The 26,277-nt window shown below is 62.5% G+C and carries 21 protein-coding genes; 16 read left to right on the top strand and 5 right to left on the bottom strand.

Going from position 1 to position 26,277, the window contains the following annotated elements:
- Positions 1-108: 108 nt before the first annotated feature.
- Positions 109-849 carry a two-component system response regulator OmpR gene (gene ompR, locus RGV59_RS07145; RefSeq protein ID WP_003213175.1) on the bottom strand — a complete coding sequence of 247 codons (741 nt, stop codon included), beginning with the start codon at positions 847-849 and terminating at the stop codon, positions 109-111.
- Positions 850-1,206: 357 nt separating this feature from the next.
- Here ompR and RGV59_RS07140 point away from each other — a divergent pair, with 357 nt between their 5' ends.
- The 7 genes from RGV59_RS07140 (at position 1,207) to tauD (ending at position 9,432) form a co-directional block, all read left to right on the top strand.
- A complete protein-coding gene (locus tag RGV59_RS07140) occupies positions 1,207-3,531 on the top strand; it encodes a Tex family protein (protein ID WP_046385051.1) in 2,325 nt (774 codons plus the stop codon).
- A complete protein-coding gene (locus tag RGV59_RS07135) occupies positions 3,531-3,914 on the top strand; it encodes a PaaI family thioesterase (protein ID WP_017848576.1) in 384 nt (127 codons plus the stop codon). Before RGV59_RS07140 ends, RGV59_RS07135 begins: the two co-directional genes overlap by 1 nt.
- A gap of 214 nt (positions 3,915-4,128) precedes the next feature.
- Entirely contained in the window at positions 4,129-5,712 is a 1,584-nt protein-coding gene (gshA, locus tag RGV59_RS07130; protein WP_079442632.1) for a glutamate--cysteine ligase, read from the top strand.
- A 262-nt stretch (positions 5,713-5,974) separates the two neighbouring features.
- Positions 5,975-6,952, top strand: a complete 978-nt coding sequence (tauA, locus tag RGV59_RS07125) for a taurine ABC transporter substrate-binding protein (protein ID WP_079442631.1) — start codon at positions 5,975-5,977, stop codon at positions 6,950-6,952.
- Between the two features lie 16 nt (positions 6,953-6,968).
- Complete coding sequence (tauB, locus tag RGV59_RS07120) at positions 6,969-7,748, top strand: taurine ABC transporter ATP-binding subunit (protein WP_126585939.1); 780 nt, start codon at positions 6,969-6,971, stop codon at positions 7,746-7,748.
- Positions 7,745-8,581, top strand: a complete 837-nt coding sequence (gene tauC / locus RGV59_RS07115) for a taurine ABC transporter permease TauC (protein ID WP_126585940.1) — start codon at positions 7,745-7,747, stop codon at positions 8,579-8,581. Before tauB ends, tauC begins: the two co-directional genes overlap by 4 nt.
- A 14-nt stretch (positions 8,582-8,595) precedes the next feature.
- A complete protein-coding gene (gene tauD / locus RGV59_RS07110) occupies positions 8,596-9,432 on the top strand; it encodes a taurine dioxygenase (RefSeq protein WP_046385054.1) in 837 nt (278 codons plus the stop codon).
- A gap of 133 nt (positions 9,433-9,565) precedes the next feature.
- Here tauD and mgrA read toward each other — a convergent pair whose 3' ends face one another.
- From mgrA to epsC, 4 genes are all read right to left on the bottom strand, one after another.
- The gene (gene mgrA, locus RGV59_RS07105) at positions 9,566-10,603 is read right to left on the bottom strand and encodes an L-glyceraldehyde 3-phosphate reductase (protein ID WP_017848582.1); all 1,038 of its coding nucleotides are present in this window, start codon (positions 10,601-10,603) and stop codon (positions 9,566-9,568) included.
- 108 nt (positions 10,604-10,711) lie between these two features.
- A complete protein-coding gene (locus RGV59_RS07100; RefSeq protein WP_079442628.1) occupies positions 10,712-12,040 on the bottom strand; it encodes an OprD family outer membrane porin in 1,329 nt (442 codons plus the stop codon).
- Between the two features lie 212 nt (positions 12,041-12,252).
- Entirely contained in the window at positions 12,253-14,214 is a 1,962-nt protein-coding gene (betT, locus tag RGV59_RS07095; protein ID WP_017848584.1) for a choline transporter BetT, read from the bottom strand.
- Positions 14,215-15,643: 1,429 nt separating this feature from the next.
- Complete coding sequence (epsC, locus tag RGV59_RS07090; protein WP_017848585.1) at positions 15,644-16,570, bottom strand: serine O-acetyltransferase EpsC; 927 nt, start codon at positions 16,568-16,570, stop codon at positions 15,644-15,646.
- A 166-nt stretch (positions 16,571-16,736) separates the two neighbouring features.
- Here epsC and RGV59_RS07085 point away from each other — a divergent pair, with 166 nt between their 5' ends.
- From RGV59_RS07085 to RGV59_RS07045, 9 genes are all read left to right on the top strand, one after another.
- The gene (locus RGV59_RS07085) at positions 16,737-17,732 is read left to right on the top strand and encodes a D-cysteine desulfhydrase (protein ID WP_046385058.1); all 996 of its coding nucleotides are present in this window, start codon (positions 16,737-16,739) and stop codon (positions 17,730-17,732) included.
- A 279-nt stretch (positions 17,733-18,011) separates the two neighbouring features.
- Positions 18,012-18,806 carry a cystine ABC transporter substrate-binding protein gene (gene tcyJ, locus RGV59_RS07080; RefSeq protein ID WP_017848587.1) on the top strand — a complete coding sequence of 265 codons (795 nt, stop codon included), beginning with the start codon at positions 18,012-18,014 and terminating at the stop codon, positions 18,804-18,806.
- Positions 18,806-19,471: a cystine ABC transporter permease gene (gene tcyL, locus RGV59_RS07075; RefSeq protein ID WP_017848588.1), complete on the top strand. Its 666-nt coding sequence runs from the start codon at positions 18,806-18,808 to the stop codon at positions 19,469-19,471. Before tcyJ ends, tcyL begins: the two co-directional genes overlap by 1 nt.
- Before the next feature lie 3 nt (positions 19,472-19,474).
- Positions 19,475-20,221, top strand: a complete 747-nt coding sequence (tcyN, locus tag RGV59_RS07070; protein WP_046385059.1) for an L-cystine ABC transporter ATP-binding protein TcyN — start codon at positions 19,475-19,477, stop codon at positions 20,219-20,221.
- Between the two features lie 306 nt (positions 20,222-20,527).
- The gene (locus tag RGV59_RS07065; protein ID WP_017848590.1) at positions 20,528-21,292 is read left to right on the top strand and encodes a hypothetical protein; all 765 of its coding nucleotides are present in this window, start codon (positions 20,528-20,530) and stop codon (positions 21,290-21,292) included.
- A 198-nt stretch (positions 21,293-21,490) separates the two neighbouring features.
- A complete protein-coding gene (locus RGV59_RS07060; protein ID WP_126585941.1) occupies positions 21,491-22,732 on the top strand; it encodes an SfnB family sulfur acquisition oxidoreductase in 1,242 nt (413 codons plus the stop codon).
- Between the two features lie 41 nt (positions 22,733-22,773).
- Positions 22,774-23,967 (top strand): SfnB family sulfur acquisition oxidoreductase, encoded by a 1,194-nt coding sequence (locus tag RGV59_RS07055; RefSeq protein WP_057005860.1) that lies wholly within the window; start codon positions 22,774-22,776, stop codon positions 23,965-23,967.
- Complete coding sequence (locus tag RGV59_RS07050) at positions 23,968-25,320, top strand: LLM class flavin-dependent oxidoreductase (protein WP_126585942.1); 1,353 nt, start codon at positions 23,968-23,970, stop codon at positions 25,318-25,320.
- Positions 25,321-25,465: 145 nt separating this feature from the next.
- On the top strand, positions 25,466-26,275 hold the full coding sequence (locus RGV59_RS07045) for a MetQ/NlpA family ABC transporter substrate-binding protein (RefSeq protein ID WP_126585943.1): 810 nt from the start codon (positions 25,466-25,468) through the stop codon (positions 26,273-26,275).
- Positions 26,276-26,277 lie beyond the last annotated feature (2 nt).

Genomic DNA, 26,277 nt, shown 5'->3' with positions numbered 1-26,277 from the left:
CTAGACACCTTGCAGGAACGAGCGGCGCTCGCAGAATTGCAGACGCCGGACATCCCGTCGCCCCTCATGGAGCCAAACGCCAGGATGCCCGCCCCTGCAAATCATCGGTCACTTGGTTGCAGTGCCATCCGGCACAAACACATACCCCACGCCCCACACCGTCTGGATATAACGCGGCTTGGACGGGTCCGGCTCGATCATTCGGCGCAGACGGGAGATCTGCACGTCGATGGAGCGCTCCAGAGCGTCCCATTCCCGACCACGGGCCAGGTTCATCAGTTTGTCGCGGGTCAGCGGCTGGCGCGCGTTCATCACCAGCGCCTTGAGCACGGCGAACTCGCCGGTGGTGAGCATGTGGACTTCATCGCCACGCTTGAGCTCACGGGTGGCCAATGACAGTTCGTAATCGCCGAAGGTGACGCTTTCGTCTTCACTGCCCGGTGCGCCCGGCACCGGCGCCGCCTGGCGACGCAATACGGCCTTGACCCGCGCCATCAGTTCGTCCGGGTTGAACGGCTTGGCCAGGTAGTCATCAGCGCCCAGTTCGAGGCCCTTGATGCGGCTCAGCTCATCGCCCTTGGCGGTGAGCATGATGATCGGAATCTGGTTGTTCGCGCCGCGCAGGCGTTTGCAGGCGGTGAGGCCGTCTTCGCCGGGTAGCATCAGGTCGAGCACGACCAGGTTGAACACTTCCCGCCCCAACAGGCGGTCCATCTGTTCGGTGTTCGGCACCGCGCGGGCACGATAACCCTTGGAGTTGAAAAAACGCTCCAGCAGGCTGCTCAGCCCCGGATCGTCATCAACGATGAGAATTTTTTCGCCTTCAGCAGTTTGTGCAGTGCTGCTCATTGGATGCTCCTCTTATCTCGGCGCGCATTATGGCCTAGCTGCCGTTATACGCACCGTGTGCATTGTTAGCAGATTTTTCCTCTACTGCCAGCGAACCCACGCCCTACAACCTGTGGCGCAGTCCCCCCCAAGGACAGAACGCTGGTTATAATGCGGCGCCTTCGTGCAGGGCAACGTCAGATCGTTACCGTTTACTGCCGGGCTTTTTTTCACCCGCTTGTCGTGATTTTTACGATTTCGAGGGTCAATAGGCAGCCTCTTGACCCAGGCAGCGGCGCCAGTCGGGCCGCTCAACCAGCCTCGTCGGGCCTTGTTTTCCGGGCTTGCGAGCTGCTTTTAAGAATTTCAGGTGGTTTTATGGACAGCATCAACAGCCGCATCGCCGAGGAACTCGGCGTACGCCCCCAACAGGTCGAAGCGGCCGTCGCTCTACTGGATGAGGGCTCCACGGTGCCCTTCATCGCCCGTTACCGAAAAGAAGTGACCGGCAGCCTCGACGACATTCAACTGCGGCACCTGGAAGAGCGCCTGCGCTACCTGCGAGAACTCGACGAACGGCGCATCAGCATCCTCGCCAGCATCGCGGAACAGGGCAAGCTGACCCCACAATTGGAACGCGACATCAAACTCGCCGATACCAAGACCCGTCTCGAAGACCTCTACCTGCCGTACAAACAGAAGCGCCGCACCAAGGGCCAGATCGCCCTGGAAGCCGGCCTCGGCGACCTGGCCGACGGCCTGTTCAACGACCCATCGCTGAACCCGGATACCGAAGCCGCGCGCTTCATCAACGCTGAAAAAGGCGTCGCCGACGTCAAGGCCGCCCTCGAAGGCGCCAAATACATCCTGATGGAACGCTTCGCCGAAGACGCCAGCCTGCTGGAAAAGCTGCGCACCTACCTGAAGCAGGAAGCCATCCTCAGCGCCCGCGTGATCGCCGGCAAAGAGGAAGAAGGCGCCAAGTTCCGCGACTACTTCGAACACGACGAACCACTCAAGAGCATGCCGTCCCACCGTGCCCTGGCGATTTTCCGCGGCCGCAACGAAGGTATTCTCAGCTCCGCGCTGAAAGTCGGCGACGAACTGCCGGGCACCATGCACCCGTGCGAAGGCATGATCGGTCAACAATTCGGCATCCAGAATCAGAACCGTCCTGCGGACAAGTGGCTCGGTGAAGTTGTGCGCTGGACCTGGAAGGTCAAGCTCTACACCCACCTGGAAACCGACCTGCTCGGCGAGTTGCGCGACGGCGCCGAAACCGAAGCAATCAACGTCTTCGCCCACAACCTGCACGACCTGTTGCTGGCCGCACCGGCCGGCCCGCGTGCCACCCTGGGCCTCGACCCGGGCCTGCGCACCGGCTGCAAGGTCGCCGTGGTCGACTCGACCGGCAAGCTGCTGGACCACGCCACCGTGTATCCGCACGTGCCCCACAACAAGTGGGACCAGACCCTCGCGATCCTCGCCGCCCTGTGCGCCAAGCACGCGGTGGACCTGATCGCCATCGGCAACGGCACCGCCAGCCGTGAAACCGACAAACTGGCCGCCGAACTGATCAAAAAATACCCGGCCATGAAGATGACCAAGGTCATGGTCTCCGAGGCGGGCGCTTCGGTGTACTCGGCGTCGGAACTGGCTTCCAAGGAATTCCCGGACCTCGACGTGTCGATCCGTGGCGCGGTGTCCATCGCTCGTCGTCTGCAAGACCCGTTGGCCGAACTGGTGAAAATCGACCCGAAATCCATCGGCGTCGGCCAATACCAGCACGATGTGTCGCAGCTGAAACTGGCACGCGGCCTGGATGCGGTGGTGGAAGACTGCGTGAACGCCGTGGGCGTGGACGTGAACACCGCCTCCGTCGCGCTGCTGGCGCGGATCTCCGGCCTCAACGCGACCCTGGCGCAGAACATCGTGACCCACCGCGACGAAAACGGTGCGTTCAAGACCCGCGCCGCGCTGAAAAAAGTCGCACGCCTGGGTGAAAAAACCTTCGAACAGGCCGCCGGCTTCCTGCGCGTGATGAACGGCGACAACCCGCTGGACGCCTCGGCGGTCCACCCGGAAGCCTACCCGCTGGTGCAACGCATCGCCGCCGAGACCGACCGCGACATCCGCTCGCTGATCGGCGACGCCGCGTTCCTCAAGCGCCTGGACCCGAAGAAGTACACCGACGAGACCTTCGGCGTGCCGACCATCACCGACATCCTGCAAGAGCTGGAAAAACCCGGACGCGACCCGCGTCCCGAGTTCAAGACCGCCGAGTTCCAGGACGGCGTCGAAGACCTCAAGGACCTGCAACTGGGCATGATCCTCGAAGGCGTGGTGACCAACGTGACCAACTTCGGTGCCTTTGTGGACATCGGCGTGCATCAGGACGGTTTGGTGCATATCTCCGCGCTTTCGGAGAAGTTCATCAAAGACCCGCGCGAAGCGGTGAAGGCCGGTGACGTGGTCAAGGTCAAGGTCATGGAAGTCGACATCCCGCGCAAGCGCGTCGGCCTGTCGATGCGTATGAGCGACACCCCCGGCGAGAAAATCGACGGTGCCCGTGGCGCCCGCCCAGGCTCGGCGCCGCGCCAGTCGCAAAACAACGCGCCGCGCAAGGAAACCGCGACCGCAGCGCCGAGCAACAACGCCATGGCCTCGCTGTTCGCCAACGCCAAACAGTTGAAGAAACGCTGATGGAGATTCCGGCCGGCTTGACCCAAAGCGCGTTCAGCGAACTGATCGGCTGCCGCCTGCAACGCCTGGAGCAGGGCGTTGCCGAGGTGGCCCTGAGCCTGGAGCCGCAACTGCGTAACCGCGCAGGCAAGCTGCATGGCGGGGCGATTTTCAGCCTGGTCGACATCACCATGGGGCTGGCCTGTTCCAGCGCCCACGGGTTCGACCAGCAGAGCGCGACCATCGAATGCAAAATCAACTACATCCGCGCGGTGGAAAACGGCGAGGTGCTGTGTACCGCGCGAGTGATTCACCCCGGGCGGCGCACGTTGGTGGTCGAAGCCGACGTGTACCAGGGTGAAAGACTTGTCGCAAAAGCGCAGGGCACCTTCGCTGTCCTATAGCTCCCCGCCCTCGATTTGAGTTAATTTCGGCGCTGCGATAACAGCGTCGGAATTTTCTTGCTGCGCTACAGCCCAATTCATGGAGTGATGTAGGCTTTTTCAAAGCGGGTCAAATCGACTCAAAACCAGGCGATCACGCCAGTTTTAACTTCACCCTTGTAGACCGTCCTGCCCACCCCCATATTGGGGCGACTGACGCGTGAAGGAATCCAACTTGAGCGAACTTCTCAACCGCCGCCTGGCCCTGCTCGGCAAGCGCGAACACCTCTCCCTGCTGGAGCATTGCTTGCACGGCATCGAGCGCGAATGCCTGCGTGTCACCCATGAAGGTCGCCTGGCGCAGACGCCGCATCCCGAAGCCCTGGGCGCCGCGCTGACCCACGAACAGATCACCACCGACTACTCGGAATCGTTGCTGGAGTTCATCACCCCAGCCCTGCCCAACCCGGCCGATACCCTGAGCAGCCTGGACAAGATCCATCGCTTTGCCTACAGCAAGCTCGGCAGCGAATACCTGTGGAGCCCCTCGATGCCGTGCCCGTTGCCGGCCGAGGAAGACATTCCGATTGCCTACTACGGCACCTCCAATATCGGACAGCTCAAGTACGTGTATCGCAAGGGCCTGGCCCTGCGTTACGGCAAGACCATGCAGTGCATTGCCGGCATCCACTACAACTTTTCCCTGCCGGAAAAATTGTGGCCGCTGCTCAAGGAAAGCGAAGGCTTCGTCGGCACCGACCGCGACTATCAGTCCGACGCCTATATCGCCCTGATCCGTAACTTCCGCCGCAACAGCTGGCTGCTGATGTACCTGTTCGGTGCCTCGCCAGCGCTGGACGCAGGCTTCCTGCGCGGCCGTTCGCACCAGTTGGACGTGCTGGATGCCGACACCTTGTACCTGCCGTATGCCACCAGCCTGCGCATGAGCGACCTGGGTTACCAGAGCAACGCCCAGGCCGGCCTGACGCCGTGCTACAACGATTTGGCCAGCTACACCGACAGCCTGCGCGAAGCGGTGGCAACGCCCTACGCGCCTTATGTCGAAGTCGGCACCCACAAGGATGGAGAGTGGGTGCAGCTCAACACCAACATCCTGCAGATCGAAAACGAGTACTACTCCAACATCCGCCCCAAGCGCGTGACCTACACCGGCGAGCGGCCGATCCAGGCGCTGATGGCCCGTGGCATCCAGTACATCGAAGTGCGCTGCCTGGACATCAACCCGTTCCTGCCGATGGGCATCGACCTGCAAGAGTCGCGCTTCCTCGATGCGTTCCTGCTGTATTGCGCGATGAACGACAGCCCGCTGTTCGCCGACAACGAGTGCGGCAACGCCACCTCGAACTTCCTCAGCGTGGTCAAGGAAGGCCGGCGTCCGGGCCTGCAACTGCAGCGCAAGGGCCAGGCGGTGGACATGAAGGAATGGGCCACCGAGCTGCTGGAGCAGATCGCGCCGCTGGCGGCCCTGCTCGATCAGAGCCACGGCATCGAGGAACACCGCCAGGCACTGGACGCCCAGTTGGCCAAGGTCAACGACCCGTCCCTGACGCCATCGGCCCAGGTGTTGGCCGCAATGGCCGAGCGCAAGGAAAGTTTCGCCCAGTTCTCCCTGCACCAGAGCGAGGTGCATGCCGAGTATTTTCGCAGCGAACCGTTGCCCGCCGAAGAGCAGGCGCACTTTGAAGAACTGGCACGCAAGTCGCTGGCGCAACAGGTGGAGCTGGAGCAGAACGAAGTGGGCGATTTCGATGTGTTCGTCGGCTCGTACCAGGCTAGCATCCTGGCCATCAGCAACTAAAAACCGAACTCACTCCCCCAGGGAAATGAGCTTCATGTGGGAGGGGGCTTGCCCCCGATAGCGGTCCTCAGTTAACTGATCAGTGACTGAACCACCGCTATCGGGAGCAAGCCCCCTCCCACATTTGCCCTCACTGGGATGAAGAATCCCGCCCACCCTTCTCCTCATAAGCTAATTCGAAAAAGTTATTTATTTTCGTATTCTTAGATCATTTAGTCTCCTCACACGCCGACACTCGGCCGCCTGATTGAGGAGCTTCCCCTTGAAACTGCATTCCCCTCTCCGCCTCTTGGCGGCATTGTCCCTGGCCGGTGCCAGCCTGTTCGCCCAGGCGGCGGATGTGACCATCGCCTACCAGACCACCGTGGACCCGGCGAAAGTCGCCCAGGCCGACGGCGCGTATGAAAAAGCCACGAACGCCAAGATCGACTGGCGCAAATTCGACAACGGTTCCGACATCATCGCCGCCATCGCGTCCGGCGATGTGCAGATCGGCTACCTCGGTTCCAGCCCGCTGACCGCCGCCATCACCCGTAAAGTGCCGGTGCAGACCTTCCTCGTCGCCACCCAGATCGGCGGCGCCGAAGCCCTGGTGGCGCGCAACGGTTCGGGGATCAACGGCCCGCAGGACCTGATCGGCAAAAAAGTCGCCGTGCCCTTCGTATCCACCGGCCACTACAGCCTGCTGGCCGCGCTGAAGCACTGGAACATCGACCCGGCGAAAGTGACCATCCTCAACCTCGCGCCGCCGGCCATCATCGCCGCCTGGAAGCGCGGCGATATCGACGCCACCTACGTATGGGACCCGGCCCTGGGCGTGGCCAAGGAAAACGGCAAGGTGCTGATCACTTCCGGCGAGCTGGCCACGTTCGGCGCGCCGACCTTCGACGCGTGGATCGTGCGTAAGGACTTCGCCGAGAAGCACCCGGAAATCGTCAGCGCTTTCGCCAAAGTCACCCTGGATGCCTACGCCGCGTACCGCAAAGACCCACAAGCCTGGCTCGCCGACAAAAGCAACGTCGACAAGCTGGTGAAACTCTCCGGGGCCAAGGCCAGCGACATCCCCGCGCTGCTGCAAGGCAACGTCTACCCGCTGGCCGCTGAGCAGGTGACCCTGCTGGGCGCGCCGACCATCAAGGCGGTAACCGACACCGCGGCATTCCTCAAGGAACAAGGCAAGGTCGAGGCGGTGCTGCCGGATTACGCCCCTTACATCAGCGCCAAGTTCATCACCCACTGATCAGGAGTTCATCGCGATGGCCTTGCTACAACTGGAGCGCATCAGCGCACGGTACCCAGGCGCCACAGAACCGGTACTGTCTGATATTTCACTCGAACTTGGGCCCCGGCAATTGCTGGTGGCCCTCGGCCCGTCCGGCAGTGGCAAGACTTCGCTGTTGAACCTGATTGCCGGTTTTGTCGAGCCCTCTGCCGGGCGCATCAGCCTCGATGGCGTGCCAGTCAAAGGCCCGAGCGCCGAACGCGGCGTGGTGTTCCAGGACGATGCCCTGCTGCCCTGGCAGGACGTGCTGGCCAATGTCGGCTTCGGCCTGGAGCTGGCCGGCGTGAGCAAGGCGCAACGCGAAGTGCGCGCCCGGGAAATGCTCGCGCTGGTGGGCCTGGCCGGTTTCGACAGCCGGCGCATCTGGCAACTGTCCGGCGGCCAGAAGCAACGCGTCGGCCTGGCCCGCGCCCTGGCGGCGGCCCCGCGTGTACTGCTGATGGACGAACCCTTCGGCGCCCTCGATGCATTCACCCGCGAACAGATGCAGGAGCTGCTGCTGCAAGTCTGGCGGCGCACGGCCAAGCCGGTGTTCCTGATTACCCATGACATCGAAGAAGCGGTGTTCCTTGCCACCGATCTGATCCTGCTGGCGCCCAACCCCGGTCAGATCGTCGAGCGCCTGCACCTGGATTTCGGTCAACGTTATGCGGCCGGCGAGTCTGCGCGAGCGATCAAATCCGACCCGCGCTTTATCGAAACCCGCGAACACGTGCTGGGCAAAGTGTTCTCCCAACGGCAGGTGTCCGCATGAGCAGCTACGAACTTCCCGCCACGGTCGCCAAGCCGGTGGCGCGCACCGTTATCCCGCTGCGGCGCAGCCTGAGTACGCGTTGGATCAGCCTGTTGACGCTGGTTGTCTTGCTGGTGATCTGGTGGGCGGTGACCGCCAGCGGCCTGATCGAACCATTGTTCCTGCCGCCACCGTCCGCCGTGCTGCAAAAAGGCTGGTTGCTGGCGACCACGGGCTATATGGATTCCACCTTGTGGCAGCACCTCGGCGCGAGCCTCGAACGCATCGGCCTGGGCCTGGGCTTTGCGGTGCTGACCGCGGTCCCGGTGGGGATTGCCATCGGCTCGAACCGTATCGCACGGGGCATTCTCGACCCGTTGATCGAGTTCTACCGGCCGATTCCACCCCTGGCTTACCTGCCGCTGATCGTGATCTGGTGCGGCATCGGTGAGCTGTCCAAAGTGCTGCTGATCTACCTGGCGATCTTTGCCCCGATTGCCATCGCGACCGCGACCGGCGTGCGTACCGTCGACCCGGCCAAGCTGCGCGCCGCGCAGTCGCTGGGGGCCACGCGCGCCCAGCTGATTCGCCACGTGATCCTGCCGAGCGCGCTGCCCGACATCCTCACCGGCGTGCGTATCGGGCTGGGAGTTGGCTGGTCGACCTTGGTCGCCGCCGAGCTGATCGCCGCCACCAGCGGCCTGGGCTTCATGGTGCAGTCGGCGGCGCAGTTCCTGGTCACCGATGTCGTGGTGCTGGGGATTCTCGTGATCGCACTGATCGCCTTCGCCATGGAAATGGGCCTGCGGGCCCTGCAGCGTAAATGGGTGCCGTGGCATGGCCAGGCACACTGAGTGATGAGAACCCAATGAGCAGCCTGACCGTTACCCCATTAAGCACCGCCCTCGGCGCGCAGATCAGTGGCGTCGATATCACTCAACCGCTGAACCCCGAACAGCGCGACGCCATCGAACAGGCGTTGCTCACCCATTCGGTGGTGTTTTTCCGCGACCAGCCGCTCACCCCGCAGCAACAAGCACGCTTCGCGGCGAACTTCGGCGATCTGCACATTCATCCGATCTACCCCAACGTGCCGGAACAGCCCGAAGTGCTGATCCTCGACACCGCCGTCACCGACGTGCGCGACAACGCCGTGTGGCACACCGACGTGACCTTCCTGCCCACCCCGGCCCTCGGCGCGGTGCTGAGTGCCAAGCAACTGCCGGCGTTTGGCGGCGACACGCTGTGGGCCAGCGGGATTGCTGCGTATGCGGCCCTGTCCGAGCCGCTGAAGAGGCTGCTCGACGGGCTCACCGCCACGCACGACTTCACCAAGTCCTTCCCGCTGGAGCGTTTTGGCAACACTGCCGAAGATCTGGCGCGCTGGGAAGAAACCCGCAAGAAGAACCCGCCGCTGTCGCACCCGGTGGTACGCACCCACCCGGTGAGTGGGCGCAAGTCGCTGTTTGTCAGCGAGGGCTTCACCACCAGAATCAACGAGCTGGAAGCGGCGGAGAGCGAGGCGATCTTGAAACTGCTGTTCGCCCACGCGACACGCCCGGAGTTCACGATTCGCTGGCGCTGGCAGGAGAATGACGTGGCGTTCTGGGATAACCGCGTCACCCAGCATTACGCGGTGGACGACTACCGGCCACAGCGGCGGGTGATGCACCGGGCGACGATTCTCGGCGATGTGCCGTTCTGAGCCGAACACGACAGTCGCCACACTGAAGACAAAATGTGGGAGGGGGCTTGCCCCCGATTGCGCTGTATCAGTCAATGCATGTACTGACTGACCCACCGCCATCGGGGGCAAGCCCCCTCCCACATTGACCGGATTATTCAGCCGTCGATGGCTTTTCCCACAAGTTGATCCCGCCTTCCAGCGCAAACCGATCGATCTCCGCCAGTTCTTCGGCGGTAAAGCTCAAGTTCTTCAGCGCCCCGACGTTTTCAATGATCTGCTCCGGCCGGCTCGCGCCGATCAGCGCACTGGTTACCCGTGGGTCACGCAGGGTCCAGGCCAGCGCCAGTTGGGCCAGGCTTTGGCCACGGCGCTTGGCGATTTCATTCAGCGCGCGCACGTGAGCGAGGTTGGCTTCGGACAAGTGCTTGGCCTGCAACGAACCGCCGCCGGGGCGATTGACCCGTGCATCGGCCGGCACGCCATTGAGGTACTTGTCGGTCAGCAGCCCCTGGGCCAACGGCGTGAACGCGATCACCCCGGCGCCGAGGGCTTCGGTGGTGTCGAGCAGGTCTTTTTCCACCCAGCGGTTGAGCAGGTTGTAGGCCGGCTGATGGATCAGCAGCGGGACTTTCCACTCGTTGAGCAAGGCGGCGATTTCGCGGGTTTTCACCCCGGAGTAGGAAGAAATACCGATGTACAACGCCTTGCCTTGCTGCACAGCGGTGGCGAGGGCGCTAGCGGTTTCTTCCAGGGGAGTGTCGGCGTCGAAGCGGTGCGAGTAGAAAATATCCACATAGTCGACGCCCAGGCGCTGCAGGCTCTGGTCCAGGCTCGCCAGGATGTATTTGCGCGAACCGCCGCCCTGGCCATAAGGGCCGGGCCACATGTCCCAACCGGCCTTGCTGGAGATGATCAATTCGTCGCGGTAATGCTTGAAGTCTTCGCGCAGCAAACGCCCGAAGTTGATCTCGGCGCTGCCATAGGGCGGGCCGTAGTTGTTGGCCAGGTCGAAGTGGTTGATCCCCAGGTCGAACGCGGTGCGCAGCAGGGCGCGCTGGGTGTCGATCGGGGTGCTGTCGCCAAAGTTGTGCCACAGCCCCAGGGACAGTGCCGGCAGCACCAAGCCACTGCGGCCGACGCGGCGATACGGAATAGATTCGTAGCGGTTTTCGGCAGCGATATAAGTCATCGAATCCTCTCTTGGACGGGGGCAAATAAGGCCTGGGAATAAGCCTATTCCCAGGCCTTTTAAGCAGCTGAATCGCTTAACGTTGCCTTTCCGTTTTACAGCAAACTCCTACCAAAGTGGAACGACATAGCTGACATAAAAGCGGTTTTCATCCTGCACGGTGGCACCGGTAATGTCCGGGCTGGCGTGGGCGTTTTTCCAGGTCACGCCCAGGCCCTTGAGGGTGCCGGTCGGCACTTGGTAGGCCACGGCAACGTTGCGTTCCCATTCGCTGGTAGTGCCCTGTGCGGTGCGGATGTCATCGCCGTGGGCATAGGCGGCGGAGAACGTCAGGCCGTTGAGGCCCAGTTTGCCGAAGTCATATTTGTATTGCGCCAGCCAGGTGCGTTCGCCGGCGTGCTGGAATTTGTTCAACTGCATGTTGGTCAGCGCCGGGGTGTCGGCACCCGAGCCGGGGCCCTGGTGGCTGTCGCCGCTGTTAAGGCCGGAATCCAGGTAGGGGAAGTCGCTGCTGCCGCTGTTTTTCTGGATGCCGAGGCCGACGGTATGACCTTCCAGGCTGTAGCTCTCCAACAGGCTGACGGTGGACTGGTTGATGCGGCCCTTGTTCACGCCATCGCCATAGACCCCCGCCGCGGCATAATCCTTGTCGCCATCGGCGTTACCGCCCACCCCCAGGCTGCGGAACATACGCACATCGGTGTCGATTGCACCGACCGACAACGCGTCATGGCGCTTGGCACCGAGGAAGAACTGTTGGTAGTAATCCTCAAGGTTGGAATACCACAGGCTGACGGTGGTGCCCGGCAAGCCGGTGTAGTCGGCACCGCCGAAGAGGAAGCGGTCGCTTTCCTTGGTGCCGCCCGCGGTGATCATGCCCTGGTCGCCGGTTTCATTGCGGATCTTGGTCTTGAAGATATCGCCACCGGTGAAGGTGAAGTCGCTGAGGTCCTTGGAGACCAGTTGCACACCGGTGTTGGTCTGCTGGTACAGGCGGCCGTCGGTGTTGGCCAGCACCGGGTTGTTGCCATACAGCGTACCGACCCGCAGTTCATCCTTGGCGAAGCGCATTTTGAACGTCGGGCTCAGCACGCCGAACTGGTCAGCGGATTTACCGTCGTCCAGCGGGAACATGCTGCCGGGGTAGCGGCCCTGGTGATTCTTGTCATTGAGGTCGCCGCCGGAGTCCAGTTTCAAACCGTAGAACGCCTGCAAGTCGAGGCCGAAACCCACGGGGCCTTCGGTGTAGCCGGACTTGAAGTTGAACTCGAAACCCTGGCCCCAATCGCGAACGCTGTGGGCCTTGGCGTTGCTGCCGACCACGTCACGCCCCTGCTGGTTGAGATAGCGGTTGAGCAGGGTCACATCGGCGTGGCTGTCATCGATAAAATCGGCATGGGCGGACAACATAAAGCTCGCCATGGCGACACCGACCATGGGGCTTAATAACGTCTTCATTGTTACCGGTCTCCGTCACTGTTCTGAAATGAAAGCGTCAAACGCTTCACACAATTACGCAGTGGCTAGATGACAGTTGCGCGTCAAAACGCGGCGGGAGCACATGAAATTAAGTTTAAGAAAGCCCCGTAATAGAGGCCTTGCGTGGGGGTGAAGCGCGCCCTGCCCACGCGGGAGCAGGGCCTGAAACATCAACGCACCAAGTGCAGGAACTGCAGGTGGCGCTCGTACTGGTCGAGAATATCGTTGATGACCTGCTCCTTGGTATAGCCCACCAGATCGTAGTCCTGGCTGCCCTCGCTCAAGTGGACTTCGGCCCGGTAGTAGCGACGGTTGTTGAGCTCCTTGGAACCCATGCCGCCACGGGCAAACGACGGTGTGAAGTAACCGCGCATTTGTACCTGATAAACGAACGGGTGCTCTTCGCCATGGCCGATTTCCAGGCTGACGCTGTCGTTGGACGGGTCAGGCTGGGTCACCACATTCAGGCCCTTCTCGACGAACACGGCGGTCACTTCTTCAATCGCCGGGCGTACCGTCGACTCAAGGAAGCGGTACACCTCATCGCGCGACGGGAAATGCACCGCCTGGCTCAAACGCTGGCGCCAGCCGCCACGACCCTTGCGCGCCGCGGACACAGGGGCCAACGAATGCAGTTGGGCGATCTGCTTCTGCGATTCGAGGTAGAAGGCTTTGTGCAGCCCCCACATCATCAGCAGCAGGATCAACGAGAACGGCAACGAGGTCAGTACCACCGCCGATTTCAGCGAATCGATACTGCCGGCAAACAGCAAGGCACTGGTCACCAGCGCGGTCATCGCACCCCAGAACACCCGCAGCCACTTCGGCCCGTCTTCATCGGCGTTGCCGCCTTTGGATGACAGCGTGGACAGCACCACGGTGCCGGAGTCGGCGGAGGTGACGAAAAACACGAAGCTGATAAACACCGTGACCGCGATCACCGTCTTGCTCCACGGGTAGGTTTCCAGCAGCAGGTAGAGGCTCATCGACGGGTCATCGATGGCCGACTGGCCGAGCGCCGTCATCCCGTGATTGAGCACCTGGTCGATGGCGCTGTTGCCGAAGATCGACATCCACGCCAGGGTGAAACCCAGCGGGATCAGCAGCACGCCAAACACGAATTCGCGGATGGTGCGGCCACGGGAAATACGCGCGATAAACAGGCCCACGAACGGCGACCAGGCAATCCACCAGGCCCAGTAGAACACGGTCCAGCCACCCAGCCAGTCGCTCGGCTTGTCGTAGGCGTAGACGTCGAAACTCTTGGTCGGCAGTGCGCCGAGGTAGTCGCCGATGTTCTGGATCAGGGTGTTGAGCAAGTGCTGGGTCGGCCCGGCGAACAACACGAACAGCAGCAGCGCACAGGCCAGCAGCATGTTGATGTCGGACATCACGCGCACGCCCTTGTCCACGCCAGCCACCGCCACCAGGATCGCCGCCCCCATCATCAGGGTGATCAGGCCGACCTGGATCCACTGGGTGTGGGCAATGCCAAACAGGTAATCCAAGCCGGCGTTGAGGTGCAGCACACCGAAGCCCATGTCGGCACCGAGGCCGAACACCGTGGCGATGATGCCGAAGCCGTCCACCGCATAGCCGATCGGGCCGTTGATGCGCTTGCCGATCAGCGGGTACAGCGCCGAACGCAACGCCAGCGGCAGGTTATGCCGGTAGGCGAAGTACGCGAGGGCCATGCCGACAAAGGCGAACACGCCCCAGCCATGCAGGCCCCAGTGCAGAAACAGGATCTGCATGGCCTGGCGCGCGGCATCGGCGTTCATCGCCGCGCCCTGGGGCGGTTGCACCAGGTGCGTCAGCGGCTCGGAGACGCAAAAGAAAAACAGCGTGATGCTGATCCCTGCGGCGAACAGCATGCCGGCCCAGGACAGGTAACTGAACTCGGGCTCGTCGTGGTCGGCACCGAGTTTTATCTTGCCGTAGCCCGATAGCGCGGTGACCACCACGAAGACCAGATACAGAGTCATCGCGAGCATGTAGTACCAGCCGACCGTATTGGCCGCCCAGTTTTGCGCCGCCAGCAGCCAGGCACCGGCCTGTTGCGGGATGGCGATGACGGTGATGCCGAACAGCAGGATGAAGCTTGCGGCGAAATAGAACACGGGCGCATTCATACGCACCAGACCGCTGGGTGGGGTGGTCGATGCACTCATGAACGATGCACCCCTGAGGTGTGAGATGTGACTGTGAATAACGGACTCAGCAAAGGTAAGCCTCCTGTTGTGAGCGGGCAGCGAACCACCGATTTAACTTGAACGAACGTTCAAGTTAAACATGGATAGGCGGTTTTGGACTAATCGCAGGGCTGAGTGGTAGGTGATTCCTACACTAGCTCAAGGACTGGTATGACGCCTGGGCGAGGCAAATCGTTCAGCGGTTGCCGACTGAAATACCGCTCACATTTGAAACGCAGTCAACCTGTGGGAGGGGGCTTGCCCCCGATTGCGGTGGGTCAGCCAGCACATGCATTGAGCGGCCCACCGCTATCGGGAGCAAGCTCCCTCCCACAGGGTTTTGTGTGATCGATAGGCCGCAAGGCTGAGGGGTAGGTGATTGAACGAGGCAAATCATCCAGCGGTTGCCGACTCAAACACGGTTCACATTTGAAACGCAGTCAACCTGTGGGAGGGGGCTTGCCCCCGATTGCGGTGGATCAGCCAGCACATGCATTGGGCGGCCCACCGCTATCGGGAGCAAGCTCCCTCCCACAGGGTTTTGTGTGATCGATAGGCCGCAAGGCTGAGGGGTAGGTGATTGAACGAGGCAAATCATCCAGCGGTTGCCGACTGAAATACCGCTCACATTTGAAATACAGTCAACCTGTGGGAGGGGGCTTGCCCCCGATTGCGGTGGGTCAGCCAGCACATGCATTGGGCGGCCCACCGCTATCGGGAGCAAGCTCCCTCCCACTGGGTTTTGTGTGATCGATAGGCCGCAAGGCTGAGGGGTAGGTGATTGAACGAGGCAAATCATCCAGCGGTTGCCGACTGAAATACCGCTCACATTTGAAACGCAGTCAACCTGTGGGAGGGGGCTTGCCCCCGATTGCGGTGGATCAGCCAGCACATGCATTGGGCGGCCCACCGCTATCGGGAGCAAGCTCCCTCCCACAGGGTTTTGTGTGATCGATAGGCCGCAAGACTGAGGGGTAGGTGATTGAACGAGGCAAATCATCCAGCGGCTGCCGACTGAAATACCGCTCACATTTGAAATACAGTCAACCTGTGGGAGGGGGCTTGCCCCCGATTACGGTGGATCAGCCAGCACATGCACTGAGCGGCCCACCGCTATCGGGAGCAAGCTCCCTCCCACAGGGTTTTGTGTGATCGATAGGCCGCAAGACTGAGGGGTAGGTGATTGAACGAGGCAAATCATCCAGCGGTTGCAGGCTCAAATACGGTTCACATTTGAAACGCAGTCACCCTGTGGGAGGGGGCTTGCCCCCGATTGCGGTGGATCAGCCAGCACATGCACTGAGCGGCCCACCGCTATCGGGAGCAAGCTCCCTCCCACAGGTTTGTGTGTGATGTTTAAGGGCGTGCGCTACTTTTGGGTGCCGTCGTCATGCTGCAGATTCGCCTGCGTGATGTTCGCCCCCACCGGTACGCTGCGGGTCAGCCACACGTTGCCGCCAATGGTCGAGCCCTTGCCGATGGTGATCCGCCCGAGGATCGTCGCCCCGGCATAGATCACCACGTCGTCCTCGACGATCGGATGGCGTGGATGGCCTTTCTGCAACTGCCCGTCCTCATCCGCCGGGAAGCGCTTGGCGCCCAACGTCACCGCCTGGTAGATACGCACGCGCTCGCCGATGATCGCGGTTTCGCCAATCACCACACCCGTGCCGTGGTCGATAAAGAAACTCGGGCCGATCTGCGCGCCGGGGTGTATGTCGATGCCGGTGGCCGAGTGGGCGATCTCCGCGCTGATGCGCGCCAACAACGGCAGGCCGGCGCGGTACAGATGGTGGGCCAGGCGATGGTGAATCACCGCCAGTATCCCCGGATAGCACAGCAGCACTTCATCCACGCTGCGCGCAGCCGGGTCGCCGTGGTAGGCGGCCAGCACATCGGTGTCCAACAGGCTGCGCAGGGACGGCAAGGCCAGAGCGAAATCCTGGATCAGGCGGATGGCGCGGGCGTCGACCTCGCTGTCATCCTGGCCGCTCTGGCGCGCGGCGTAGCGCAGTTCCAGGCGCGCTTGGCCGAGCAAAGCATTCAAGGCGACGTCGAGGGTGTGGCCGACGTAGAAATCTTCACTTTCCTCACGCAGGTCCACCGGCCCCAGGCGCATCGGAAACAGCGCGCCGCACAGCGCTTCGAGGATCTGCGCCACGGCCTCGCGCGAAGGCAGCTCGCGACCGCCATGCTCGCCACTCATGCGGCCATTGCGCGCTCGCCACTGGTCCCGCGCGCTGCGCAGTTGGCTGACAATGGTGGGTAATTGCCAATGACTGGAACGCTCACTCACGGTATTCACTCCTGACAAAATGGCCATCACTTTACGATAGGCACCCCGGCCGCTCTTAAGAACCAATGGTGCGATGCTAAGAACCATCAAGCATAAACGATTGGCGGTTGCCCGATGAAAAGTGCCTGCCTATAGTCGCCCCATCACTTAGCAACCGTGCGTAGCCATGATCAAACAACAGCTCGACCGTTTTAACCGCCTGGAACTGCTGGGCGGCGCCACTGCCCTGGAAAAACTCGAGCGGCTGTCGACCTGGCTGGGCAGGGACATCTACGTCAAGCGCGACGACACCACACCGCTGGCCATGGGCGGCAACAAGCTGCGCAAACTCGAATACCTGGCGGCCGATGCCATCGCCCAGGGCGCCGATACCCTGGTGACCGCCGGGGCCATCCAGTCCAACCACGTGCGCCAGACCGCCGCGCTGGCCGCCAAGCTGGGCCTGGGCTGCGTCGCTCTGCTGGAAAACCCCACCGGCACCGAAGACCCCAACTACCTCGGCAACGGCAACCGTCTGCTGCTGGACCTGTTCGACGCCAAGGTCGAGTTGGTAGAGAACCTCGACAACGCCGACGACCAGCTCAACGCCCTCGCCGATCGCCTGCGCAGCAACGGCAAGAAGCCGTACCTGGTGCCCATCGGCGGCTCCAACGCGCTCGGCGCCCTGGGTTATGTGCGGGCCGGGCTGGAACTGGCCGCGCAGATCGAAGACAGCGGTCTGGAATTCGCCGCCGTGGTCTTGGCCTCGGGCAGTGCGGGCACCCACAGTGGCCTGGCCCTGGCGTTGAGCGAAGTGCTGCCGAACTTGCCGGTCGTCGGCGTTACCGTGTCGCGCACCGACGAAGCTCAACGCCCGAAAGTGCAGGGCCTGGCCGAACGCACCGCCGCGTTGCTCGGTGTGGACATCCCCGAGGCCTTCAAGGTGATCCTGTGGGACGAATACTTCGGCCCGCGTTATGGTGAACCGAACGCCGGCACCCTTTCAGCGGTCAAGCTATTGGCGAGCCAGGAAGGCTTGCTGCTGGACCCGGTCTACACTGGCAAGGCCATGGCCGGCTTGCTGGACGGTATTGGGCGTCAGCGCTTTGAGGATGGCCCGATCATTTTCCTGCATACCGGTGGGGCGCCGGCGTTGTTTGCTTACAACGCCGTATTTAACTGAATAAACAGGGATCAACATGTGGGAGGGGGCTTGCCCCCGATAGTGGTGGGTCAGTGATACATGCATAAGCTGACACGGCCCTATCGGGGGCAAGCCCCTCCCACAATTGGATTGAGTGCATGTTCAAAAATAGAATATCAATTTAGATTTATATTATTTTCAAGTCTTAAAAACCGGCTTTATCATCGCGCCGTAGGCGAAGACGCGCTACGCGCTTTAAGGCAGGATACGTCTACCGCGTCACCTGCTTCGCTCAACATAACAACACAGGGGCTCTTCATGACTATTTCTGTATTCCGTCGCACATTGCTGGTCGGCACTCTGGGCCTGGCCCTCGGCGCTGGTTGGTTGGGCCAGGCCGTGGCCGGCGAACAGTTGGGCAACATCAAGAAAGCCGGTGAGATCAAGATCGGTCTCGAAGGCACTTACCCACCGTTCAGCTTTGTCGACGAAAGCGGCAAGCTCAGCGGTTTCGAGGTCGAGCTGTCGGAGGCGCTGGCCAAGGAGCTGGGCGTCAAGGTCAAACTGCAGGCCACGCCATGGGACGGCATCCTCGCCGCCCTGGAATCCAAGCGCCTGGATGCGGTCGTCAACCAAGTGACCATCTCCGAAGAGCGCAAGAAGAAGTACGACTTTTCCAAGCCTTATACCGTCTCCGGTATCCAGGCCCTGACCCTGGCCAAAAACGTCGACACCATCAAGACCGCCGACGACCTGGCCGGCAAGAAAGTCGGCGTGGGCCTGGGCACCAACTACGAACAATGGCTCAAGGACAATCAGCCCAAAGCCATCATCAAGACCTACAACGATGACCCTACCAAGTTCCAGGACCTGCGCATCGGCCGCATCGACGCGATTCTGATCGACCGCCTCGCCGCACTCGAATACGCCAAGAAAGCCAAGGACACTGCCGCCGCCGGCGACGCCTTCTCCCGCCAGGAAGCCGGTATTGCCCTGCGCAAAGGCGAGCCGGAATTGCTCGAGGCCGTGAACAAGGCGCTCGACAAACTGCGCGCCGACGGCACCTTGAAGAAGCTGTCCGAGAAGTACTTCAACGCTGACGTCACTCAATAATGGAAGCAGGTTTCCAACTCGCGCTGGACTCCGCGCCCTTTCTGCTCAAGGGCGCGTATTTCACGGTAATCCTCAGCCTCGGCGGGATGTTTTTCGGCTTGCTGCTGGGCTTCGGCCTGGCCTTGATGCGCCTGTCGCGCTTCATGCTGCTGCGCGGGGTCGCTCGCGTCTACGTGTCGTTCTTTCGCGGCACGCCCCTGCTGGTGCAACTGTTCCTGATCTACTACGGCTTGCCGCAAGTGGGCATCGAGCTGGACCCGATCCCGGCCGCCATGATTGGCTTCTCGCTGAACATGGCCGCCTACGCCTGTGAAATCCTGCGTGCCGCCATCGCGTCCATCGAGCGCGGCCAGTGGGAAGCCGCGGCCAGTATCGGCATGACCCGCGCGCAGACCCTGCGTCGGGCCATCCTGCCGCAAGCGATGCGTACCGCGTTGCCGCCGCTGGGCAACAGCTTTATTTCGCTGGTCAAGGACACCGCGCTGGCGGCCACCATCCAGGTGCCCGAGCTGTTCCGCCAGGCGCAACTGGTGTCGGCGCGCACCTTCGAAATTTTCACCATGTATCTGTCCGCCGCCCTGATCTACTGGGTCCTGGCAAGCATCCTGGCGCATTTTCAAAATCGTCTGGAAGACCGGGTCAACCGGCATGACCTGGAGTCTTGAAGCATGATCGTGGTTGAAAAACTGACCAAACAATTCAACGGCCAGGTGGTGCTCAACGGCATCGACCTGGAGGTCAAGGAAGGCGAAGTCGTCGCCATCATCGGCCCCAGCGGCTCCGGCAAGACCACGTTCCTGCGCTGCCTGAACTTCCTCGAAACCCCCACCAGCGGTCGCATCAAGGTCGGTGACATCGAGATCGACAGCAGCAAGCCGCTCAACCAGCAACAGGGCCTGGTGCGGCGCCTGCGCCAGCACGTGGGTTTTGTGTTCCAGAACTTCAACCTGTTCCCGCACCGCACCGCGCTGGAAAACGTCATCGAAGGCCCGACCGTGGTCAAGAAGATGCCCCGTGAGGCCGCGACCGCCCTGGGCCGCACGCTGTTGGCGCGGGTCGGCCTGGCCGGCAAGGAAGACGCCTACCCTCGGCGCCTCTCCGGCGGCCAGCAACAGCGCGTGGCGATTGCCCGGGCGTTGGCCATGGAGCCGGAGGTGATCCTGTTCGACGAACCCACCTCGGCCCTCGACCCGGAACTGGTGGGCGAAGTGCTGGCGACCATTCGCAGCCTGGCCGAAGAAAACCGCACCATGGTGATCGTCACCCACGAAATGAGCTTTGCCCGGGATGTCGCCAACCGGGTGATCTTCTTCGACAAAGGGGTGATCGTGGAGCAAGGCGAGGCCAAGGCGTTGTTCGCCAACCCCAGGGAAGAACGCACGAAACAGTTCCTGAGCAAGTTTCTCGCGCATTGACGCGCGCCCACCGGCAGCACAACGCGTGTGGGGGAGCCCGCTCCCGCACACGCCCGGCCTGCCTGGGTAAAACAGCCCCTGCGCCACCCCCGAAATTCCCGCGCCCAGTCAGACCGTTCTGAATCGTCCCAAACCCGCCGTTTAGCCTTTTGCCGCCATTGACGCCCTCCGGCCAACGCTCTTATCTAGCGCCCAGAGGATTGGATCCTATCCCGGCTTTTCACTGAATCGTTCCTTTCGGCCCCCGTCGCGTTCCCGCGCCAAGGGTCCGGAACGATTGCTGCTGGCTGCATCAAGGAGATTACTATGACGCGCACCGCAACCCCGGCCCTGCTCACTGCCCCGACCCTGCCCCAGGCACTTGGCAACGGCATCAACGCCCTGGCCGCCACACAGCTGCAAGTCGACATCGCGCCCTACCCCGGCATGGATGAGGGTGACCTGATCGAGCTGTTCTGGAACAACTGCTTTGCCGACTCGCGGCGTATCACCGCGTGCAAGGTCGGCACCGCCACCCAACTGCGGGTGCCGGAAAGCTTTGTGCAGGACGGCCATGCACGGGTTCACTACCAGGTCATGCAGATCGGCCACGGCCCCGCACGCTCAGCGGTGACCACGGTGCAGGTCAAGACCAACTACCCGGGCGGCCAACCGAGCGCGCTGTACAGCGACGAAAACCAGAACCTCGCCCCTGTGGGCCTGCCCGACATGATTCGTCGCTACGGCGTCAACAGCAGCCAGGTGCGGCGCGGTATTCCGCTGACCATCGAACCCTACCTGAACATGACCCGCGGCGACGCCATCACCCTGCGCTGGGGCGATGCGCGCCTGGACCTGCCGAAAATCCAGGCCCGAGCCGTCGGCATCGCGGTGCAGGTGTGGGTGCCGTCGGCGATCATCATCGAAGCCGGCGACGACAGCCGGCTGGACGTCACGTACTGCATTCTCGATCGGGTGGGCAATAACTCACGCTGGGCGCCGGCCCGCACACTGCGCATCGCCGCCTATGTGCCGGCGACGCCGAAGCGCCCTTCCAGCGCCGCGCAGATCTATCAACCGCGTCGCCCCTGAAGCGTGGGTAACGGCCCTTCTATGCATATTCCTAAAAGTTAGTTTATTTAAATATTTAACACGTTTAGGGTATATAAACCGGACCACCGGACATTCCTGATTGTTTTGTTTCCATTTCATTGAATGCGAGGTCGGTATGGTCAGAATTACCCCGGTGCAGAACGCCAGGGCATTACGTGCAGCCAAGGAGCGGCGCTGATGTCTAACTTGGCTCTAACACCCCCCCAGAGTGATCTGGACGTCGCCCCCCTGCTGTTGCCGGCCGTTGTGCTGCGCAACGATGCCCAAGCGCTGAGCGCGGCCCATGAGTTGGCCCAGGCCGCGCGCGTACAGGCCGCCAAGCGCGACCAGCAGCGCAAGCTGCCCTGGGCGCAGATCGAACAATTCACCCGCAGTGGTCTGGGCAGTATTTCCATTCCCCGCGAGTACGGCGGCCCGCAGGTGTCGTTCACCACCCTGGCCGAAGTCTTCGCGATCATCAGCGCGGCCGACCCGGCCCTCGGGCAGATCCCGCAGAACCATTTCGGCATCCTGCACCTGCTGCAGGGCGCGGCCACCGAGCGCCAGAAAAAACAGCTGTTCCAGAGCGTGCTCGACGGCTGGCGCATCGGTAACGGCGGCCCGGAGCGCGGCACCAAAAACACCCTGGAGCTCAAGGCGCGGATCAGCGCCGACGGCGACGGTTATGTGATCAGCGGCCAGAAGTTCTACTCCACCGGCGCCCTGTTCGCCCATTGGGTCGCGGTGAAGGCGCTGAACGACGACGGCAAGCAGGTCATGGCATTTGTGCGCCGTGGCACGCAAGGACTGCGCATCGTCGACGACTGGTCCGGCTTCGGCCAACGCACCACCGCCAGCGGCACCGTGCTGCTCGACCGGGTGCCGGTGGACGCAGAGCTGGTGGTCGAAAACTGGCGCCTCGGCCAAAGCCCGAATATCCAGGGCGCGGTCTCGCAATTGATCCAGGCAGCCATCGACGCCGGCATTGCCCGTGGCGCGCTGGATGACACCATTGCGTTCGTCCGCGAGCGCTCACGCCCGTGGATCGACGCCAAGGTCGAACGCGCCAGCGATGACCTGTATGTGATCGCCGACATCGGCAAATTGAAGATCGAACTGCACGCCGCCGAAGCCCTCCTGCGCAAGGCCGGCCAGGTGCTGGACCAGGTCAGCGCCGCGCCGATCACCGCGCAGTCCGCCGCACGCGCCTCGATTGCCGTGGCCGAGGCCAAGGTGTTGACCACCGAAGTGTCGCTGCTGGCCAGCGAAAAACTCTTCGAACTGGCCGGCAGCCGCGCCACCCTCGCCGAATTCAACCTCGACCGCCACTGGCGCAATGCCCGGGTCCACACCCTGCACGACCCGGTGCGCTGGAAGTATCACGCGGTGGGCGCTTATCGCCTGAACGGCACATTGCCGGCTCGTCACTCCTGGATCTAACCGCCCAGAACACTTTTTCCACGCGCTTCTGGAGAACACCGATGACTTTATCTACCCACGTCGCGCTCATCACCAGCGACGAACAAGCCCTGATTGTCGCCAGCGACCTGGCTGAAGACCTGCGCCGCGACAGCGCCCAGCGCGACCGCGAGCGCCGCCTGCCGCTGCCCGAACTGGACGTATTTTCGCGCTCCGGCCTGTGGGGCATCAGCGTGCCGAAAGCCTACGGCGGCGCTGGCGTGTCCAACGTCACCCTGGCCAAGGTCATCGCGCTAATCGCCCAGGCCGACGCCTCGCTGGGCCAGATCCCGCAAAACCATTTCTACGCCCTCGAAGTGCTGCGCGTGAACGGCAGCCCCGCGCAGCAACAACGCCTGTACGCCGAGGTGCTGGCCGGCCAGCGCTTCGGCAACGCCCTGGCGGAACTGGGCACCAAGACCGCCCACGACCGCGTGACCCGCCTCACCCGCGACGGCGACGGTTTTCGGATCAACGGCCGCAAGTTCTACGCCACCGGCGCGATCTACGCGCAACGCATCCCGACCTCCGTGGTGGACGAGAACGGCATCCAGCACCTGGCCTTCGTGCCCCGCGACAGCGCGGGCCTGACGGTGATCGACGACTGGAGCGGCTTCGGCCAGCGCACCACCGGCAGCGGTTCGGTGGTGTTCGACAACGTGCGGGTCGCAGCGCACGACGTGCTCCCGTTCCAGAGCGCCTTCGAACGCCCGACCACCGTCGGCCCGCTGGCGCAGATCCTCCATGCCGCCATCGACACCGGCATCGCCCGCGCCGCCTTCGAGGACGCGCTGCACTTTGTACGCACCAAGACCCGCCCGTGGATCGACTCCGGCAGCGACAAGGCCAGCGAAGACCCGCTGACGCTGAAGAGCTTCGGCCACTTGAGCATTCGCCTGCACGCCGCCGAAGCCTTGCTGGAGCGCGCAGGCGAGTTTCTCGACCGCGCCCAGGCCGACAGCCACGCCGAGACCGTGGCCGCCGCCTCGATCGCGGTCGCCGAAGCACGCGCCCTGAGCACCGAAATTTCCCTGGCGGCCGGCAGCACCCTGTTCGAACTGGCCGGCAGCCAGGCGACCCTGGCCGAGCACGGCCTCGATCGCCACTGGCGCAACGCCCGCGTGCATACCCTGCACGACCCGGTGCGCTGGAAATACCACGCGGTGGGTAATTACTACCTCAACGATGAAAAACCGCCACTGCGGGGGACCATCTGAATGGCGAAGAAAAAAATCCTGCTCAATGCCTTCAACATGAACTGCATCGGGCATATCAATCACGGCTTGTGGACGCACCCGCGGGACACGTCCACCCAGTACAAAACCCTCGAGTATTGGACCGACCTGGCGCGAACCCTGGAGCGCGGGCTGTTCGACGGGTTGTTCATTGCCGATATCGTCGGCGTCTACGACGTGTACCAGAACGCCATCGACGTGCCGCTCAAAGAGTCGATCCAACTGCCGGTCAACGACCCGTTGCTGCTGCTCTCGGCCATGGCCGCCGTGACCCAACACCTCGGTTTCGGCCTGACCGCCAACCTGACCTACGAGCCGCCGTATCTGTTCGCCCGGCGCATGTCCACCCTCGACCACCTGAGCCGTGGTCGGGTCGGCTGGAACATCGTCACCGGCTACCTCGACAGCGCCGCCAAGGCCATGGGCCTGACCGAACAGGTCGAACATGACCGACGCTACGACCAGGCCGATGAGTATCTGCAGGTGCTCTACAAGCTCTGGGAAGGCAGTTGGGAAGACGACGCCGTGCTCAACGATCCGCAGGCGCGGGTGTATGCGCAGCCGGGCAAGGTGCACAAAGTAGAGCACCACGGTGAGTTCTACCAGGTGGAGGGTTATCACCTGTGCGAACCGTCGCCGCAACGCACACCGCTGCTGTTCCAGGCTGGCACTTCGGCGCGTGGCCTGGTGTTCGCCGGGCGGCATGCCGAGTGCGTGTTCATCAGCGGGCGGGACAAGGCCAGCACCCGGCTCCAGGTGGACAAGGTGCGCGCCAGCGCCGTGGCGGCCGGGCGCAACCCGCACGACATCAAGGTGTTCATGGGCCTCAACGTGATCGTTGGCGCCACTGAGGAACTGGCCTGGGCCAAGCATGCCGAGTACCTGAGCTATGCCAGCGCGGAAGCCGGAGTGGCGCATTTTTCGGCGTCCACGGCGATCGATTTTTCCCAGTACGCCCTCGACGAACCGATCCAGTACGTGAAGAGCAACGCGATCCAGTCCGCCACCCAGCACCTGCAGAACAACGATTGGACCCGCCGCAAATTGCTCGAGCAGCACGCCCTCGGCGGGCGCTATATCACCGTGGTCGGTTCGCCCGAGCAAGTGGCGGACGAGCTGGAATCCTGGGTCGCTGAAACCGGGCTGGATGGCTTCAACCTCACACGCATCGTCACCCCGGAAAGCTATGTGGACTTCATCGACCTGGTGGTGCCGGAGTTGCAGCGGCGTGGGTCGTACAAGACCGCTTACGACACCGGAACGCTGCGGGAAAAAGTCTTCCACGCCAGCGCCCGCCTGCCCGAACAACACACCGGCGCCACCTACCGACACTGATCGAAAAATGTGGGAGGGGGCTTGCCCCCGATAGCGGTGGTTCAGTCACCTGCATCGTTTGCTGAACCACCGCAATCGGGGGCAAGCCCCCTCCCACATGGGATCTCTATTGTTTGCACCTATCACTTATGACTGGAACTCGATTATGAAAAAGACCCTGCTCTCTCACCCAGTCAAAGCACTGGCCCTGGCCCTCGGTTTATTCAGCTCGGCAGTATTCGCCGCCGACGCGCCGCTGAAAGTCGGCACCACCGCGGCCTTCGCGATTCCCCTGGAAGCCGCCGTGGCCGAGGCCGGCAAGCAAGGCTTGAACGTCGAGCTGGTGGAGTTCACCGACTGGATCGCGCCCAACGTCAGCCTGGCGGCCGGCGATATCGACGTGAACTACTTCCAGCACATCCCCTTCCTGGAAAACGCCAAGGCCGCCGCCGGGTTTGATCTGGTGCCGTATGCGCCGGGCATCATCAACAACGTCGGGCTGTATTCGAAAAAATACAAAAGCTTCAACGACCTGCCCCAAGGCGCCAGCGTGGCGATTGCCAACGACCCGATCAACAGCGGGCGCGGCCTGCAACTGCTGGCCAAGGCGGGGCTGATCACGCTCAAGCCGGGCGTGGGTTACAAGGCCACCGAAGAAGACATCATCGCCAACCCGAAGCAGCTCAAGATCCTGCAAGTCGAGGCCGTGCAGTTGGTGCGCGCGTATGACGATGCGGATCTGGTGCAGGGTTATCCGGCGTATATCCGCCTGTCCAAGACCTTCGATGCCGAGTCGGCGCTGCTGTTCGACGGCCTCGACCACCCGGAATACGTGATCCAGTTCGTGATCCAGCCGAAAGCCAAAACCGACCCGCGGGTGATCAAGTTCGTCGACCTCTACCAACACTCGCCGGTGGTGCGCGCCGCCCTGGATAAATCCCTCGGCAAGCTCTACCAAGTCGGCTGGGAAGGTTGAAC

It is taken from the genome of Pseudomonas sp. FG1 (genome assembly GCF_034313875.1).
Lineage (GTDB): Bacteria > Pseudomonadota > Gammaproteobacteria > Pseudomonadales > Pseudomonadaceae > Aquipseudomonas > Aquipseudomonas veronii.
Note: the sequence above shows the minus strand (reverse complement) of the source record. Positions and strands in the feature narration are given on the sequence as shown.

What these genes read in the sequence shown, in the direction of transcription:
- tcyN (WP_046385059.1), top strand. Translation starts at nt 19,475, where the DNA reads ATGATCGTGGTTGAAAAACTGACCAAACAATTCAACGGCCAGGTGGTG.
- RGV59_RS07100 (WP_079442628.1), bottom strand. Translation starts at nt 12,040, where the DNA reads ATGGTCGGTGTCGCCATGGCGAGCTTTATGTTGTCCGCCCATGCCGAT.
- RGV59_RS07065 (WP_017848590.1), top strand. Translation starts at nt 20,528, where the DNA reads ATGACGCGCACCGCAACCCCGGCCCTGCTCACTGCCCCGACCCTGCCC.
- ompR (WP_003213175.1), bottom strand. Translation starts at nt 849, where the DNA reads ATGAGCAGCACTGCACAAACTGCTGAAGGCGAAAAAATTCTCATCGTT.
- RGV59_RS07055 (WP_057005860.1), top strand. Translation starts at nt 22,774, where the DNA reads ATGACTTTATCTACCCACGTCGCGCTCATCACCAGCGACGAACAAGCC.
- tauC (WP_126585940.1), top strand. Translation starts at nt 7,745, where the DNA reads ATGAGCAGCTACGAACTTCCCGCCACGGTCGCCAAGCCGGTGGCGCGC.
- RGV59_RS07060 (WP_126585941.1), top strand. Translation starts at nt 21,491, where the DNA reads ATGTCTAACTTGGCTCTAACACCCCCCCAGAGTGATCTGGACGTCGCC.
- tcyJ (WP_017848587.1), top strand. Translation starts at nt 18,012, where the DNA reads ATGACTATTTCTGTATTCCGTCGCACATTGCTGGTCGGCACTCTGGGC.
- mgrA (WP_017848582.1), bottom strand. Translation starts at nt 10,603, where the DNA reads ATGACTTATATCGCTGCCGAAAACCGCTACGAATCTATTCCGTATCGC.
- RGV59_RS07050 (WP_126585942.1), top strand. Translation starts at nt 23,968, where the DNA reads ATGGCGAAGAAAAAAATCCTGCTCAATGCCTTCAACATGAACTGCATC.
- tcyL (WP_017848588.1), top strand. Translation starts at nt 18,806, where the DNA reads ATGGAAGCAGGTTTCCAACTCGCGCTGGACTCCGCGCCCTTTCTGCTC.
- RGV59_RS07085 (WP_046385058.1), top strand. Translation starts at nt 16,737, where the DNA reads ATGATCAAACAACAGCTCGACCGTTTTAACCGCCTGGAACTGCTGGGC.
- betT (WP_017848584.1), bottom strand. Translation starts at nt 14,214, where the DNA reads ATGAATGCGCCCGTGTTCTATTTCGCCGCAAGCTTCATCCTGCTGTTC.
- RGV59_RS07045 (WP_126585943.1), top strand. Translation starts at nt 25,466, where the DNA reads ATGAAAAAGACCCTGCTCTCTCACCCAGTCAAAGCACTGGCCCTGGCC.
- tauB (WP_126585939.1), top strand. Translation starts at nt 6,969, where the DNA reads ATGGCCTTGCTACAACTGGAGCGCATCAGCGCACGGTACCCAGGCGCC.
- RGV59_RS07140 (WP_046385051.1), top strand. Translation starts at nt 1,207, where the DNA reads ATGGACAGCATCAACAGCCGCATCGCCGAGGAACTCGGCGTACGCCCC.
- tauD (WP_046385054.1), top strand. Translation starts at nt 8,596, where the DNA reads ATGAGCAGCCTGACCGTTACCCCATTAAGCACCGCCCTCGGCGCGCAG.
- RGV59_RS07135 (WP_017848576.1), top strand. Translation starts at nt 3,531, where the DNA reads ATGGAGATTCCGGCCGGCTTGACCCAAAGCGCGTTCAGCGAACTGATC.